Below are 15,638 nucleotides of genomic sequence, written 5' to 3'. Positions count from 1 at the left end.
TCCCTAACCGAGGTCGGTCTGGCCGGCTTTGGTCAGCCGGTACTGGACGATGGTGATCACGCTGAGGACGATCAGCAGGGCGACGGACATCGCGGAGGCGTAGCCGAACTGGAAGCGTCCGAACGCGGCGCCGTAGATGTAGTACTGCAGGACGTTGGTGGCGTTGGCCGGGCCCCCGGCGGTGGTGACCGCGACCGTGTCGAACACCTGGAACGACCCGATGACGGTCATGATGAGCACGAGCGCGAGGATCGGCCGCAGCAGCGGCAGCGAGATCCGCCAGAACATCCGCCACTCCCCCGCCCCGTCGATCCGCCCCGCCTCGTACATGTCCTTGGGGATCGCCTGGAGCCCGGCGAAGAGCAGCAGGGCCGTGTAGCCCACGTGCCGCCAGACGTTGACGAGCGCGATGGTGGGGATCGCCCACTCCTGGCTGCCGAAGAAGGCGATGTGGCCGAGGCCGAGGGCGCCGAGGATCTGGTTGCCGATGCCGAGCTGGGTGTCGAGCATCCACAGGAAGACGATGCCGGTCACGACGTTGGAGACCAGATACGGGGTGAGCACGATGCCGCGCACCAGCGCCGACTGGGTCAGCCGCTGCATCAGGACGGCGATGAGCAGGGCCACGACCGTCTGCACGCCGATGTTCATGACCACGTAGACGACGGTGACGCGCAGCGAGTCCCAGAAGATGGGGTCGTTGACCATGCGCACGTAGTTGTCCAGGCCCACCCACTCCGGCGGGGTCAGCAGGTTGAAGCGGGTGAAGCTCAGATAGATGCCGCGCAGGGTGGGCCAGAGGAGGAAGACGAAGAACCCGAACAGGGCGGGGGCGGTGAACGCCGCCGCGAGCAGCCCGTCGCCGCGGGCGCCCTCGCGACGGGGCGAGGCGATGGCCATAAGACTCCCTTGTCCATGACGTGGTCCATGGCCGATTAGTTTCGTGACGAAAAAATAGAACTGTCAAGACCCCTGCAAGAGGTGTGGAAAACTCGTTGTCCACAGCCCAGGACCCCGGCATTGTTTTCGTCGGGAAAGATATATAGGCTCCGGGATGTGGATGATGACGGCTCGATGAGTGCACTGGCGGCCAGTTGGGCACCGCTCAGTCCCGCCGAGCGGGCGGTGGCGATCGAAGTGCTGATGCACGGACCGCTCTCCCGCGGCGAGATCGCCAGGCGGCTTGATCTGTCGGCGGGCAGCCTCACCCGGCTGACCAAGCCGCTGATCGAGTCCGGGCTGCTGGTCGAGGAGGCGTGGCCGGTCTCGTCCCGTCCGGCCCGGCCCAGCGGGCAGGGGCGCCCCTCCCAGCCGCTGGACATCGTGGCCGAGTCCCGTTATTTCGCCGGGTTCAAGATCACCGGTGATGCGGTGTACGGGGTGGTCACCACGCTGAAGAGCGAGGTCGTGGCCCAGCGGACCCTCCCGCTGGACACCCACGCCCCCGAAGAGGTCGCGGACCTCCTCCATGCCCTCGTCCAGGACTTCAGCCGCGACTTCCCCCGGCTGGCCGGGATCGGCGTCGGCGTGGGCGGCCATGTCCGGGGCCGGTCCACCGTCGTCGACTCCGCCTTCCTGGACTGGGACGACGTTCCGTTCGCCCAGCTCATGGAGCGGCGCACCGGGCTGCCGGTGGTGGTGGAGAACGACGTGGTGGCGCTCACCGAGGCCGAGACCTGGTTCGGCGCGGGCCGCGGGCTGGACCGCTTCGTCGTGCTCACGATCGGCGCGGGCATCGGATACGGCCTGGTCATCGGCGGCACCCTGGTCCGCGGCGCGGAGGACGGCCACGGTCTCGGCAAGCGCTGGATCATCAATCCGAACGGCCCCCTCACCCCGGACGGGGAGCGCGGCAGCGCGGTCGCCCTGCTGTCCATCCCCAGCATCCGCTACCAGGTGCGGGCGGCGCTCGGCCGCGAGATCGACTATCCCGGCATCCTCGCCCTCGCCGCGTCCGGCGACCCGGTCACCGGCCGGGTGATCGACGAGGCGGCGCGGGGTCTTGGCGTCCTGGTGGCGCAGATCGCCAACTTCGCGATGCCGCAGAAGATCCTGCTCGCCGGGGAGGGGGTCGGCCTGGTCGACGTGGCGGGCGAGACCATCCAGGAGACCATCGCCGCCCATCGCCATCCGCTGGCGGACCCGGTCGACCTGGAGACCAAGGTCTCCGACTTCCACGACTGGGCGCGGGGGGCAGCCGTGCTGGCCATCCAGGTCCTCGTCCTCGGCAAGACGGACGGCTAGCCGGCGTCACGGCTCGTCACAAGCCCCTGGCCGCAGGGGCTTTCAGCAGCGCAGCCGGGCCGTGTGTCCGTCGATCCGCAGGATGCACTCCGTGAACAGCGCCATCGACGGGCTGCCGTCCGTGGGGACCAGCCGCAGTTCGAGATCCATGATGGATCTGATGACCTGGGCGGTACGGCTCCCGTCCGGGTCCGGGCCGCGCAGCGCCGACCACGATTCGAACTTGTCCCGGGCGTTCTCCCACGCCGGGCCGGGCGTGAAGTGGCAGAGCAAGACCGGCTGGTCGACCCCATACTGCCGTAACTCGCCGACCGTGGCCTCACCTTGCATAAGCCACCAGGTGGCAGACATCGCGCCCCCAACTCCGTACATGGGACTGGATACCGATCATACGGGTGCGGAAGGTCCGCCGAGGACCAACTCGATTCCGCGGCCCCACTCCAGCAGCCGCTCATCCGCCCCGGCCCGGGCCACACACTGCACGCCCAGCGGGAGCGAGTTGGCCGCCCGGCCCGCGGGCAGGCCGAGGACCGGCACTCCGGCGACGCTCCAGGGAAGGGACATGATCGAGTCACCGGTGCTGGTGAGACCGCGCGGCGCCGGGCCCGTGGCCGCCGGGGTGATCCACAGGTCGATGCCCTCCTCGTCCGCCGCCGCCGACAGCCGGTCCCGGAACCGGTCGCGCTCGCGCAGGGCCGACGCGTACGCCTCGTGGCCGATCTCAAGCCCCTGCCGGATCTTCGTGGCGGTCTCCTCCCGGTACAGCTCGCCGTAGCGCGGGAACCACTCGGCATGGCTGCGGGCGACCTCGTAGCGGTCGATCACCCGCTGCCAGGCGACGAGGGCGTCGAAGTCGGCCGGGAAGGGGACCCGGCGCACCGGGAATCCGGCGTCGGCGAGCCGCCGCGCCTGCTCCTCGAAGGCGTCCGCCGCCTCGGCCTCCGCCCGGTCGAGGTACGGGCCGGTCGGCACGGCGAGCGTCGGATGCCCCACCGCCGGAGCCCCACCCGCCCGGACCGGCCGCCAGTCGTCGCACAGCACGCCCACCGCCGGGACCAGCCCGGCCGTGTCCGGGGCGAAGAGGCCCACCGTGTCGAAGGTGGGCGCGTTGGGGATGACGCCGTCGGCCGGGATGCGGCCGTGGGTCGGCTTGAAGCCGACGACGCCGCAGTACGCGGCCGGGCGGATCACCGAGCCGATCGTCTGCGTGCCGATGGCGAGCGGCACCATGCCCGCGGCGACGGCCGCCGCCGAACCGCTGCTGGAGCCGCCGGGGGTGTGATCCGGATGGCGCGGATTGCGGGTCGGGCCGGGCGCGGTGACGGCGAACTCGGCGGTGACGGTCTTGCCCGCCACCAGCGCGCCCGCCGCCCGCAGCCGGTCGATCAGCGACGCCTGTGGACCGGCCAGCGCCTCGGCGGGCACGGCCGAACCGCCGTGCGTGGGCAGCCCGTCGACGCGCACGATGTCCTTGACGCCCACCGGCACCCCGTACAGCGGCGGCCGGTCGGCGGGATCGGGCCACCGCTCGGCCGTCGACCGCGCCTCGTCCCGAAGCCGGTCTCGTCGGCCGGGTTCGGGGACGAAGGCGCGTAGCGGGCCGTCGGCGGCCTCGATCCGGTCACAGGTCTCCACGAACGGCAAGGGATCCATGGACGGCAAGGCTACGGCCGCCTGCCGCGGTGTGCCGCCCCGCGCCCACGGCGGCGGCACACCCCGGTGATCAGCCTGTGAGCCGGGCCATCCAGGCCTCGACCTCGTCCGCCTGGCGCGGCAGGGCCGCCGAGAGGTTCTCGTTCCCGTCCTCGGTGACGAGGATGTCGTCCTCGATGCGCACGCCGATGCCCCGGTACTCCTCCGGCACCGTCAGGTCGTCCTGCTGGAAATACAGGCCCGGCTCCACGGTCAGGCACATGCCCGGCTCCAGCACGCCCTCGACGTACATCTGGGTTCGGGCCGCGGCGCAGTCGTGCACGTCCAGGCCGAGCATGTGACCGGTGCCGTGCATGGTCCAGCGGCGCTGCAGCCCCAGCTCCAGGACCTTCTCCACGGCCATGTCGCCGAACAGGCCCCACTCGACGAGCTTGGTGGCGAGGACGCGCTGAGCGGCTTGGTGGAAGTCGCGGTACGGGGCGCCCGGCTTCACCGCCGAGATGCCGGCCGTCTGGGCCTCGTACACCGCGTCGTAGATCTTGCGCTGCAGGGGCGTGAACCGGCCGTTGATCGGCAAGGTGCGGGTGACGTCCGCGGTGTAGAGGTTGCGTGTCTCCACGCCGGCGTCGAGCAGCAGCAGTTCACCGTCGCGGACCGCCCCGTCGTTACGCATCCAGTGGATGGTGGTGGCGTGCGGCCCGGCGGCGGCGATCGTGCTGTAGCCGACGTCGTTGCCCTCGACCCGGGCCCGCAGGAAGAATGTGCCCTCGATGTAGCGCTCGGACGTGGCCTGTGCCTGGTCGAGGGAGCGGACGACGTCCTCGAAACCACGGGCGGTGGCGTCGCAGGCGAAGCGCAGGTCGGCGATCTCGAACTCGTCCTTGATGCGGCGCATTTCGGAGAGGAAGACGCGGAACTCCTCGTCGCGCTCCGCGGTGACCTTGTCAGCGAGGGCCTCTTCGATACCGCCGTCGTAGCCGCGCAGCAGACGGACCGGGCCGGTGCCCTCCCGGAGCGCCTCGGCGAGCGTGCGGACGTCCTTGCAGGGCAGGCCGAGGAGCCGCTCGTTCTCACTGAGGCTGTTGCGGCGGCCGTCCCACAACTCGCCGCGGTCGGAGAGCCAGAACTCGCCGTTCTCCCGGTCGGAGCGTGGCAGCAGGTAAGCGGTGGCCTCGTGGCCGCCGTCCCCCCGGGGTTCCAGCACCACTACGGCGTTCTCGGTCTGGTCGCCCGTCAGATACGTGTAGTCCGAGGAGGGACGGAACCGGTAGACCGTGTCGTTCGCGCGAACCCTCAGATTGCCGGCCGGGATCACCAGGCGCTCGCCCACGAAGCGGGCGGACAGCGCGGCACGCCGGCGGGCGGTGTGCTCGGCCTGCGGGATCGGCTGTAAGTCGTGCCGCTCGGTGTCGGCCCAGCCCTGCCTCATGTTCTCGGCGAGCTCCTCGCTCACATTCACGTCCAGACCGTTCTTCCGCTGCTGTACGGCCTCACTCGCCTCGTCCTCCGAAGCCTTCTGGGCCGGGAGTTCCTGGCCGATCTCCTGGCTTTCGAGCTCCTGGCTCTCGAGCGTCCGCTCGGTCACGCCGCCTCCTGAATGTCGCTCACGACCGCCTCTGGTCGCATGCGGTCGGCCACCTTCGTATGGAACGCAGGAATAATACTCCGCGGCGCGATATTCGAATCACGTCGACGGGAGGCATGTTGACCGATGCCAAGCCTGCCTGTTGCGCCCCGAGCCAAGTCGATTTACCCATTGACACCCTGTGATAGCCAGCCCTACGATGACGTGCCACCACAGGGAGCGGGCGAATTAGGGGGGTTCGCACCGCCGGCGCACGGCTGCCAGTTCCTGAACGTGTAGCGGTTCACACTTTCTCAACCCGAGAATTCCGGGTTTATTTTTCGACTCATTTGCTCTGCACCGACAGGAGAATTGTGTCCGAGAGTGCGTCGCCATCGAATTTCGGGCTGGGGTCCTATCTGCGATTATTGAGATCGCCTGGTGCCGGCTCGCTGGCCTTATGGGGCATGGTCGGCCGCTTCCCGATCGCCATGCGCTCCATCGGCTGCCTGATGCTGATCTCGACCGTCACCGGATCATTGGGCGACGCCGGCACGGTGGCGGCGGCGATGCTCATCTCCCAGGGGGTGGCAGCCCCGTTCCTCGGGCGCCTGGCCGACCGGCGCAGCCAGCGCAAGGTGCTGCTCACCACCTGCCTGGGTCATGCGGTCGGCATGACACTGCTGCTGGTGTCGATCGGGCTGGAGCTGCCGCTGTGGGCGATGGTTGCCGCGGCCGTGGTCACCGGGTGCACCTCCGTTTCGTTCACCGGCTTCATGCGGGCACGCTGGGCGGCGTTCGTCGACCAGAGCGCGCTGCGCACCGCGTACGCCATGGAGTCCATGCTCGACGACACGATCTTCCTCCTCGGGCCGCTGCTGGTCACGGTGCTGAGCTCGTCGGTGCACCCGTCAGGAGGACTGGTCGCCTGCGTGTTGCTGACGGTGACCGGCTCGATCTTCGTGGCGCTGCATCGGCGGTCCGAGCCGGCGAGCGCCCACAAGCCGGGCGAGCGCCCGCAGCGGGCGATCACGGTGCCCGGGGTGTGGGTGCTGATGATCACCTACGCCGGCATGGGCTTCTTGTTCGGGGCGGTCGACGTCACGATGATCGCGTTCGCCCAGGAGCGCTCGGCGTCCGGTCTCGGCGGTGTGCTGCTGGCGCTGATCGCGGTGGGCAGCCTGGTCGCCGGGGCGGTCTACGGCGCCGTCAACTGGCGTGTGCCGCAGGCCAGACTGCTCCCGGTCACCACCTGTGTGCTGACGCTCAGCGCGGTCCCCCTGGCCTTCGCGGACTCCCTTCCCGTGATGGCGGTCCTGGCGGTCGTCGCGGGCGTCGCGGTCTCGCCCGCCCTGATCGCGGGCAGCACCCTCCTCGAATCGGTGGCTCCGAAGGGCGCCCTGTCCGAGGCGTTCTCGTGGCTCAACAGCTTCGGCGCCCTCGGCATCGCGTCGGGCACAGCCGTCGGCGGGCACGTGGCCGACCAGGGCACCTTCGCGCACGCCGCATGGGCGGGGGTCGTCGGCGGACTCGTCGCCCTGGTGCTGAGCGTCGTCGGACAGCCAGTGCTGCGGAGGGGGGAGCCGGCCGGGCAGCCGGCTCCGGAAATGGCAACAGCGGAACAGTAAAGAAAGAGGACAGAGTTGTGAGTACAGCACATTCGATGTCCAGACGGGACAGCATAGGGGGCTTACCGGCTCCCCGTATCTCGTTCGACGAGTTCATGGCCTTCGGGCGGGAAGCCCTCATCCGGGCCGACGTCCCGGTGGTCATCACCCTGCCGCGGGGAACCAAGGGCCTGGGCCGTGACGGTGTGGCCGAGCGCCTCGGCGACATGCTGGTCACCCTGTTCACCGAGCCGGGCAACAAGCAGAACCCGGAGCGGTGGACCACCAAACAGATCAGACTCCGCGAGTTCTTCGAGGACGACCGGTACAGACACGACCCCCGCACGTGGAACCGCATCGTCTCGAACTTCCGCAACAGCCCGGCCGATGTCAACGCGGTCCTCGGCTTCGACGCGGGGAAGCTCTTCGACTACCGCGGCCCCATGAACGCCGCCAACCTGTGGATCAGCCACAAGGGCGTGTTCACCCAGAGCCACTTCGACGAGCTGGAGAATTTCAACATCTGCCTGGAGGGCAGCAAGCGGTTCGTCCTCGCCCCTCCCGGCTTCTGGGAGTACTACCCGAGGTCACTCAGACACGGGTTCGGCGACAAGTCGAAGGTCTTCGACTTCGACGACGTGGACTGGGCGCACTATCCAAAGCTCGCCGCCAAGCTCGTCCAGCGGCGCGAACTGATCCTGAAGCCGGGCGAGATGCTCTATCTGCCGCTCGGGTGGTGGCACCAAGCCGAGTCACTGGACGACATGAACATCAACATGAACTTCTGGCTGCGCGATCCGAAGATATTCCGCCGCCCGTACGTGCTCGGTGTGGCGATCTACACCGCAGTTTACCGGAAGCTCAAGGGCGTCTACAACTACGAACCGGCGGATACCACGTCATGACCGAGCCTCAGGCCATCACCCCCACCCACAGATACCGCAACAACGACAAACTCATCGGCATCGGCAACGAGTTCTGGGACCTGTCGGAGCGGCACGGCCTGGCCGGGATCGTGGCCGACTTCGACGCCGGGACGGGCGTCCTGCGCGCCGCCGAGGGCCATGAGTTCCTCCCCGCGGGCCACGAGTTCGTCAACTTCAGCTGCTGCTCGTACCTGGACCTCGACTCCCACCCCAAGGTGATCGAGGGTGCCGTCGACGCGCTGCGCCGCTACGGCGTACTCGACCACTGCATTGCCCGCAGCCGGGTCCAGATCCCCGCCATGCAGGAGCTGGAGACATCGCTCGGCGAGCTGCTCGGCGCCCAGGTCGTCTGCTCCATCGCCGCCAGCACCGCGACCTTCGGCCTGCTCCCGCTGATCGCCTCCGGCCATCTGGGCAACGGCACCCGACCATTGATGATCTTCGACAAGAACGCCCATGTGTCGATGGCCAACGTCAAGCCGGTCTGCGCCGACGAGACCGAGGTCGTCACCTCCCGCCACCACGACCTCGGCTTCATCGAGGACATGTGCAAGAAGTACGCCCAGGTCGCCTACGTCTGCGACGGCAGCGACAGCCTGGGGGGCTATGCGCCGGTGAAGGAACTGGCCGGGCTCCAGGACAGGTACGGCCTGCTGGTCTACTACGACGACTCACACTCGCTCTCGGCGTACGGCGAGCGGGGCATCGGCTACGTCCGTACGCACAACCCCGCCCAGGACGAGCGCACCATCACGGTGGTCACCCTCAACAAGGCGTTCGGCACCAGCGGTGCGGCGATCGTGCTCGACGGACAGTCCAAGGAGACGCTGCGCGTCATCGAGCGGTTCGGCGGCGCGCTGAACTACTCCCAGCTCCTGGACACCGCTTCGGTGGGCGCCGGCCTCGCCTCGGCGGAGATCCACCGGACCGACGAACTGCCCACGCTGCAGAACCGCCTCTACCGCAACATCCAGCTTTTCGACTCGTTGATCCACACCGACCAGAGCGGCAGCACCTTCCCGATCCGGCTGGTGCCGATGAGCGACGCGACCGTGATCGAGGCGGGCCGCCGCGTCATCGAGGCCGGGTTCTACGTATCCCCGGTGTTCTTCCCGATCGTCGCGCGGGGCACGGCGGGCCTGCGGGTCATGATGCGCGCGGGCCAGACGGAGCAGCAGATCCGCGAACTGGGCAAGGTGCTGGTCGAAGTGGGCGCCCTCCCGGCCGGCCCGCTCGCTGCCGAGGCGGCCCGGTGACAGGCGCGGCCCGGGCGGTGCCCCGCAGCATCCTGTACACGCCGGCGCTCTCCCTCGACCAGGTCGTCAAGGCCTGGTCGTACGACGCGGACCTCCATGTGATCGATCTGGAGGACTCGGTCCCGCCGCGGCAGAAGGCGGCGGCGCGGAACGTGTGCCGGGCGGCGCTCGAGAAGGTCCCCGCACCGGCGAACGCCGCCGTGCGCGTCAATCAGCTGGGCACCATGGAGGCGGTCCACGACCTGCTGATGCTCGCCGAGTGCCCGGTCAAGCCCGGCTTCGTCGTGATGACCATGGCCGACTCGGCGGCCGAAGTCGTCCTGTTGCGCGACACTCTCGCCTCGGCGGGCGTGCGTCCGCAGATCTACGTCACCGTGGAGACGCCCCGGGCCGTCGCCGGCATCGACGCGATCGCGGAGGCCGCCGACGGTCTGGTGCTCGGCTCGGCCGACCTGGCCGCCACCATGGGCGTCGAGATCACCTGGGCGAACATGCTCCCGGCGCGGCAGGCGATGGCCATGGCCTGCGCCCGATACGGCACGGCCTGCATCGACACCGCCAATTTCCGGCTCGGCGAGCCCGCGGTGCTGGCCGAGGAGATCGCCCGCGTCAACGAGCTGGGCTTCCAGGGCAAGGTGACCGTGCACCCGGCCGAACTGGACGCGATCAACCGCGCCCTGCGGCCCGATCCGGAAGAGCTTCGCCGGGCCCGGCGCATCACCGAGGCCGTGCGGGCGGCCGACGGCGGGGTCGCGCTCCTGGACGGGAGCATGGTCGGCCCGCCGTTCGCCCGCATGGCCCGTACGACGGTGGCGCTCGGGGACGCGTGGGTACAGCGGTTCGGGCACCGCGCCGAAGGCGCGTGGAGCGACGGCGAGGAGGCAGCCCATGACCGTCATTGACGACACCACCGGCGTCACGCCCGGGACCGTACGTCCCGTCTCCGTCGCCGTCATCGGCACCGGGGCCATCGGTCAGGACCTGGTCAGCAAGGCGCACCTCTCCGAAGTCCTGGAGTGCGCCCTGGTGGCCGGACGCAACCCCGACTCCGCCGGCCTCCGGTACGCCGCCGGACTCGGCTACCCGACGTCGGCGGACGGGATCGACGCGATCCTCGCCGCGCCGCGGGCCTTTGACGTCGTCTTCGATGCCACCAACGCCATGGCGCACGCCGACCACTGGCGGCTGCTCGAACCGCTGGGCACGCTGCTGATCGACATGACGCCCAGCAAGATCGGGCAGATGGTGGTGCCGACGGTCACCGGCATGCGGGCGCCGGCGGCGCGCAACATCAACCTGATCAGCTGCGGCGGGCAGGCGTCGGTTCCGATCGCGCACGCGCTCGCCGACCGGTTCGGCGTGGCGTACATCGAGGTCGTCTCCACTGTGGCCTCCACCATCGCGGGCCGCGCGACCCGGCTGAACCTCGACGAGTACGTGGCCACGACCCAGCACGCCGTCACCGCGTTCTCCGGTGTGCGCGACACCAAGGCGGTCCTCAACATCAGCCCGGCCGTCCCTCCGGTGCCCTTCCGGACGGCCGTCCACGCGGTCGCCCCGGGAGCCGACGCCGAGGCGGTACGCGCCGTTGTCGCCGCGGCGGCCGAGAAGGTCCGGGCCGTCCAGCCCGGGTACGAGGTCGTCGCCTGCACGGTGAACGGCGACCGGATCAGCGTCTCCCTGGAAGTCATGGCGGACAGCGAGGTGCTTCCGCCGTACGCCGGGAACCTGGACATCATCAACTCGGCGGCCATCATGGTCGCCGAGCAGCACGCGGCCCGGCTCTCCTCAGCAGCCCGGAAGGCGGTGGCCCGATGAGCTCCGTGACGATCTACGACCCGACGCTGCGCGACGGCCAGCACGCGGTACGGCACCAGCTCGGCGCATCCGCGCTGCGCGGGTACGCACAGGCCGCCGACGCCGCGGGGATCCCGGTGGTCGAGGTGGGTCACGGCAACGGTCTGGGGGCTTCCTCGCTCCAGGTCGGACAGGCCGCCGTCAGCGACGACGAGATGCTGTCAACCGTGCGCGAGGCGCTGACCAACAGCAGGATGGGCGTATTCATGCTGCCCGGCTGGGGCACCTCCTCCGATCTGCGCAAGGCGATCGCGCACGGCGCCGACGTCCTCCGCATCGGGGTGCACTGCACGGAGACGTCGCTGGCCGAGCGCCACCTCGAATTCCTGCGGGCCGAGGGCGCCGAGGCACATTGCGTGCTGATGATGAGCCATATGGCGACGCCTGCCGAACTGGCCGAGCACGCGGCGCAGGCCGTGGGGTACGGGGCGCAGGCGGTCGGCATCATGGACTCCGCCGGCCACTTCCTGCCCGAGGACGTCACCGAGCGGATCAGCGCGATCGCCGGGACCGTCGACGTGCCCGTCATCTTCCACGGGCACAACAACCTCGGCATGGCCGTCGCCAACTCGGTGGCCGCCGCCCGGGCGGGCGCCACGATCATCGACGGCTGCGCACGCGGCTTCGGTGCCGGGGCGGGCAACTCCCCGCTGGAAGTGCTCGTTCCGGTCCTCGAACGCACCGGTATCCGCACCGGCATCGACCTGTACGCGCTGCTTGACGCTGCCGAATTCGCGGAGCGGGAACTCATGCCCGCGCCACCGGTCACCGGCTCGCTGAGTATCGTCAGCGGTCTGGCCGGCGTCTTCTCGGGGTTCAAACACCAGGTGCTCGACCGCGCCGGGCGCGCCGGGGTCGACCCGCGCGACGTCTTCTTCGAGCTCGGCAGACGCCAGGCCATCGCCGGACAGGAAGACCTGATCATCGACGTCGTCGCCGAACTGAGCGCGCGTGCGGACAGCGGGACAGCATGACGGAACCTTTGATGATCACGTCTGCGGACATGGCGGGCGAAGAACGTCTGCTCCGGGTGATCGACACGCTGGGAGACGCGCTGTCCGACCTCTCGGCAGGCAGGACCTCCTCGCCGTCGCGGACCGTTGTCCAGCACGGCCCGCGACGGGAGCTGCTGGCGGGGACGGCGGTCTGGGAGCGGCGCGGGGTGGGCAGCGTCAAGATCACCACGCTCACCCCGGACAACCCGGGTCGTGGCCTGCCGTTGATCCATGGCCTGGTCGTGCTGACCGACCTGGAGACCGGGCGGGTCATGGCACTGCTGGAGGGCGCCGAGCTCACCGCTGTCCGCACGGGCGCGGTCGCGGCGCTCGCGACCCGTCTGTGTGCTCCCCCCGACGCCGCGGACCTGGCTCTCGTCGGGGCCGGTGTGCAAGCCCGGGCACTGGTACGGGCGGTGTCGGCGGTGCGTCCGGTTCGCTCGGTGCGGGTGTTCTCCCGCACCCGCGCCCGTACGGAGAGGTTCGCCGAGTGGGTACGGGAGATCTCGGGCCCCGCAGTGCGGGTCACCGTGTGCGACACGGCCCGGGAGGCCGTGCTGGACGCCCAGATCGTCTGCACGACGACCTCGACCAGCGACCGCACACCCCTGGTGGCGGCCGAGTGGGTGGCCCGCGGAGCACACCTCAACGTGATCGGTGGCACCCACGAGGACGCGGTCGAGGTCGAACCGACGCTGCTCGCGGACGCGTTCGTCGTCGTGGAGGAGCGGTTGGCGGCGGTCGAGGAGGCCGCCGAGGTACGCGCCGCCCTCGCCGCGGGACTCATGGCTGAACATCAGTTGGTCGAACTGGGCGCGCTGGTGGACGGGCTGGCCGTCGGGAATGGCCGTACCACGGTGTTCCGGGGCGTCGGCATGGCCATCGAGGACACGGCCGCCGCCGCGGCGCTCTACGAGGCTTCGGGCGGCTCAGGGGCCTCGGGCGGCTGAGGAGTCTCGGGCGACTGAGGAGTCTCGTGCGGCGTCTCGCGGCAGCGGACCATGAAGGAGCGCTCGAAAGTGATGACCGTCTCCCCGGTCGACTTCCTGCCGGTCGTCTCCACCGTGATGATCCCCTGCCCCGGGCGGGACGTGGACAGCCGCTTGTGGAGGATCCGGCTCTCGGCGTACAGCGTGTCGCCGACGTACACCGGGTCCTTCAGGCGGACCTTGTCCCAGCCCAGGTTGGCCACCGCCCGCGCGGAGAGGGCCTGCACGGTCATGCCGCCGACCAGGCAGAGGGTGATCCCGCTGTTGACGAGGACCTGCCCGTACTCGGCACCGCCTCCGTAGGCACGGTCGAAGTGCAGCGGGTGCTGGTTCATGGTGAGCAGGGTCAGCCAGGTGTTGTCGGTCTCGGTGATGGTCCGGCCCGGCCAGTGCCGGATCAGCATCCCGGGCTCGAAGTCCTCGTAGTCCCCACCGTGCTCTTCCACGTACTCGTTGTCCCGGACGTGGCGCAGCGTCATGCGTCGAACTCCCTCGTGCGATGGGGCAGTTGCCGGGCGGTGCGACTTTACGCTATTCATGCCGTGGATGAGCGCTGCTCTGACCTGGGCACATGCCATCCATACCGGGTTCGCTGTCCGCAGCGGACCGCAAGGGGGCGGGGGAAGACTGATGAGCGTGCTCATGGAGGTCGGCAGGCAGGCGCCGTCGGGCCACCCGTGGTTCGGTGACCACCGCATCGCCCCGCCGGCCGTGCCCCCGGCCACGATCCGCCGGATGCTGGACCACGAGATACGGGACACCGGCTGGCCGTACCAGCGGCTGCTGCCCGCGGCGCCCATCGCGCTGCCGCGCGCGTCGTACGCGGAGCTGTTCCGGGTGACCGCCGCGTTGCTCGACCTGGTGCGCCGCACCGCACTGGAAACGGCGGCCACCACGGAGGGCCGGCTGGCGGCGTACCGCATGCCGGAGAGTGAGCACCAGCTCTTCTTGGCCGACCAGTTCGCCGAGGAGCGGTACGCGGACTGCGTGACCCGCCCGGACGTCGTGATCGGCCCGAACGGCCCGCAGTTCCTGGAGTTCAACGTCAGCGGGGCGCTCGGCGGTCCGGTCGAGGTACGTTCCCGCCTGGCCGTCTGGCGTGATCTGTACGCCGACGACCGGGGCCGGGTGCCGTTCAGCAGCCAGGACCCCTTCGCCGTACGCGGCGAGATGTTCCGCGGTCTGTGCGCCGAACTGGGCGTGGCGCCCCGCGTGGCCGTGCTGGGCAGCGCCCGTGACCAGGGCGGCTCCACCCGGTACTTCGACATCCAGACCGAGTACTTCACCAGCCGGGGCCTGACCGCGCGCTTCTTCGAACCCGAGGAGCTTCACGAGGCCTGGGACTGCCCGCCGCAGCTGCGCTACCGGGTGGGCCTGAGGGACTTCACCATCCCGGACTGGCTCGAGCTGGGCATCGACACCGCGCCCGTACAAGACGCCTTGGACCACGGTTGTCTGCTCGTGGGCACTCAGACGTCCACCTTCCTGTCCAGCAAGCTCACCATGGGGTTGTTGTCGGAGGGACGCCCTTGGATGAGCGCTGCCGAGCAGGCCTTGGTCGAGCGGTACCTCCCATGGACCCGGGTGCTGTCCCACCGCTTCACGCACCGGGGCGACCGTAAGGTCGACCTCGTCCAGTACGCCGTGGCGGGCCGTGAGTCGCTGGTGCTCAAGGCAAGCATCGGGATGAGCGGCCAGCAGGTCGCCATCGGCCGCGAGACGGACCCGGCGGAGTGGGAGACGGCGGTGACCACCGCCGCCGAGGCGGGCACCAGCATCGTGCAGGACTTCGTGTCTCCGCGCACCTGCCGCCTGTCCCTGGCCGCCGACGGCGCCGACGAGCCCCACGACGCCGACATCTCACCGGTCCTCGGGCCGCTCCTCTTCGGCGGCCGCCCGGCGGGCATCCTCGCCCGCTTCTTCGGGGACGGCACGGCCGGCGTCGTGACCGTCCGCGGCGCCCACAGCTCCGACAACTGCGTGGTCGCCGTCTGACGCGGGCTCGGTGCCGGGCAGGCCGCCCGCCGAGCGCTGTCGGCCCGGGCGGCCGCCGTGGCGCGGTGTCCGCCCCCTAGGCGTCCGCGGGCCCGAACAGGGCGAGCAGATCGTCCCGCCCGAACATGCGCGCCGTATCGACCGCCGAGGGCGAGCCCGCGCGCGGGTCGGCACCGGCGGCCAGCAGGACCCGCAGCACCTCCTCCTCCCCCTTGAAGGCCGCCCCGGCGAGGGGCGTCTGCCCGCGCTCGTTGACCCGGTTGGGGTCGGCGCCTCGCTCCAGCAGGGCGGAGACGGCCGCCGCGTGGCCGTGGTACGCGGCCAGGACGAGCAGCGAATCGCCCTTGTCGTTGGTGAGGTTGGCCGGAACGCCCGCGTCCACATAGGCGGCGAGGGTGTCCGTGTCACCGTGCCGGGCCAGGTCGAAGACCTTGGCCGCCAGTTGCAGCACCTCCGGGTCGTGAGCGGGTTCGCTCTCGGGGTTCGGTGCGCTCATCGCGTATCGCCTCCGGCTTCGCTAGCTGTGCGTTCACTGCCTGTGCATGCCGCTAC

At 70.1% G+C, this 15,638-nt stretch carries 15 protein-coding genes; 9 read left to right on the top strand and 6 right to left on the bottom strand.

What is annotated here, in order from left to right:
- Positions 1-3 precede the first annotated feature (3 nt).
- Complete coding sequence (locus ACZ6CL_RS13830) at positions 4-900, bottom strand: carbohydrate ABC transporter permease (RefSeq protein ID WP_468935384.1); 897 nt, start codon at positions 898-900, stop codon at positions 4-6.
- A 174-nt stretch (positions 901-1,074) separates the two neighbouring features.
- Between ACZ6CL_RS13830 and ACZ6CL_RS13825 the strand changes: the two genes are divergently transcribed.
- The gene (locus ACZ6CL_RS13825; RefSeq protein ID WP_468936032.1) at positions 1,075-2,244 is read left to right on the top strand and encodes an ROK family transcriptional regulator; all 1,170 of its coding nucleotides are present in this window, start codon (positions 1,075-1,077) and stop codon (positions 2,242-2,244) included.
- 42 nt (positions 2,245-2,286) lie between these two features.
- On the opposite strand, the gene ACZ6CL_RS13820 is transcribed toward ACZ6CL_RS13825, so the two are convergent.
- The 3 genes from ACZ6CL_RS13820 to ACZ6CL_RS13810 form a co-directional block, all read right to left on the bottom strand.
- Entirely contained in the window at positions 2,287-2,595 is a 309-nt protein-coding gene (locus ACZ6CL_RS13820) for a hypothetical protein (protein ID WP_468935381.1), read from the bottom strand.
- Positions 2,596-2,631: 36 nt separating this feature from the next.
- Positions 2,632-3,897 carry an amidase gene (locus ACZ6CL_RS13815; RefSeq protein ID WP_468935379.1) on the bottom strand — a complete coding sequence of 422 codons (1,266 nt, stop codon included), beginning with the start codon at positions 3,895-3,897 and terminating at the stop codon, positions 2,632-2,634.
- Between the two features lie 70 nt (positions 3,898-3,967).
- Complete coding sequence (locus ACZ6CL_RS13810; RefSeq protein WP_468936030.1) at positions 3,968-5,437, bottom strand: aminopeptidase P family protein; 1,470 nt, start codon at positions 5,435-5,437, stop codon at positions 3,968-3,970.
- Between the two features lie 491 nt (positions 5,438-5,928).
- Between ACZ6CL_RS13810 and ACZ6CL_RS13805 the strand changes: the two genes are divergently transcribed.
- Genes ACZ6CL_RS13805 through ACZ6CL_RS13775 form a run of 7 tightly spaced genes read left to right on the top strand, consistent with a single transcriptional unit; the run spans position 5,929 to position 13,052 of the window.
- Complete coding sequence (locus tag ACZ6CL_RS13805; protein WP_468935377.1) at positions 5,929-7,089, top strand: MFS transporter; 1,161 nt, start codon at positions 5,929-5,931, stop codon at positions 7,087-7,089.
- 35 nt (positions 7,090-7,124) lie between these two features.
- The gene (locus ACZ6CL_RS13800; RefSeq protein ID WP_468935375.1) at positions 7,125-7,973 is read left to right on the top strand and encodes a cupin-like domain-containing protein; all 849 of its coding nucleotides are present in this window, start codon (positions 7,125-7,127) and stop codon (positions 7,971-7,973) included.
- Positions 7,970-9,250 carry an 8-amino-7-oxononanoate synthase family protein gene (locus ACZ6CL_RS13795; RefSeq protein WP_468935372.1) on the top strand — a complete coding sequence of 427 codons (1,281 nt, stop codon included), beginning with the start codon at positions 7,970-7,972 and terminating at the stop codon, positions 9,248-9,250. Before ACZ6CL_RS13800 ends, ACZ6CL_RS13795 begins: the two co-directional genes overlap by 4 nt.
- Positions 9,247-10,152: an HpcH/HpaI aldolase/citrate lyase family protein gene (locus ACZ6CL_RS13790; RefSeq protein WP_468935369.1), complete on the top strand. Its 906-nt coding sequence runs from the start codon at positions 9,247-9,249 to the stop codon at positions 10,150-10,152. The genes ACZ6CL_RS13795 and ACZ6CL_RS13790 overlap by 4 nt, the downstream gene beginning before the upstream one ends.
- Entirely contained in the window at positions 10,139-11,068 is a 930-nt protein-coding gene (locus ACZ6CL_RS13785; protein WP_468935366.1) for an acetaldehyde dehydrogenase (acetylating), read from the top strand. Before ACZ6CL_RS13790 ends, ACZ6CL_RS13785 begins: the two co-directional genes overlap by 14 nt.
- Positions 11,065-12,081, top strand: coding sequence for a 4-hydroxy-2-oxovalerate aldolase (gene dmpG, locus ACZ6CL_RS13780; RefSeq protein WP_468935364.1), 1,017 nt, complete (start codon positions 11,065-11,067; stop codon positions 12,079-12,081). Before ACZ6CL_RS13785 ends, dmpG begins: the two co-directional genes overlap by 4 nt.
- On the top strand, positions 12,078-13,052 hold the full coding sequence (locus tag ACZ6CL_RS13775) for an ornithine cyclodeaminase family protein (protein WP_468935361.1): 975 nt from the start codon (positions 12,078-12,080) through the stop codon (positions 13,050-13,052). Before dmpG ends, ACZ6CL_RS13775 begins: the two co-directional genes overlap by 4 nt.
- Here ACZ6CL_RS13775 and ACZ6CL_RS13770 read toward each other — a convergent pair.
- Positions 13,013-13,570 (bottom strand): MaoC family dehydratase, encoded by a 558-nt coding sequence (locus ACZ6CL_RS13770; protein WP_468935359.1) that lies wholly within the window; start codon positions 13,568-13,570, stop codon positions 13,013-13,015. The two genes, ACZ6CL_RS13775 and ACZ6CL_RS13770, sit on opposite strands and share 40 nt — an antisense overlap.
- Positions 13,571-13,721: 151 nt before the next feature.
- Between ACZ6CL_RS13770 and ACZ6CL_RS13765 the strand changes: the two genes are divergently transcribed.
- Positions 13,722-15,086 carry a hypothetical protein gene (locus tag ACZ6CL_RS13765; protein WP_468935357.1) on the top strand — a complete coding sequence of 455 codons (1,365 nt, stop codon included), beginning with the start codon at positions 13,722-13,724 and terminating at the stop codon, positions 15,084-15,086.
- 76 nt (positions 15,087-15,162) lie between these two features.
- Here the strand turns inward: ACZ6CL_RS13765 and ACZ6CL_RS13760 are convergent, their stop codons facing one another.
- On the bottom strand, positions 15,163-15,582 hold the full coding sequence (locus ACZ6CL_RS13760) for an ankyrin repeat domain-containing protein (protein ID WP_468935354.1): 420 nt from the start codon (positions 15,580-15,582) through the stop codon (positions 15,163-15,165).
- Between the last annotated feature and the right edge of the window lie 56 nt (positions 15,583-15,638).

It is taken from the genome of Streptomyces sp. NPDC041200 (genome assembly GCF_055591805.1).
Note: the sequence above shows the minus strand (reverse complement) of the source record. Positions and strands in the feature narration are given on the sequence as shown.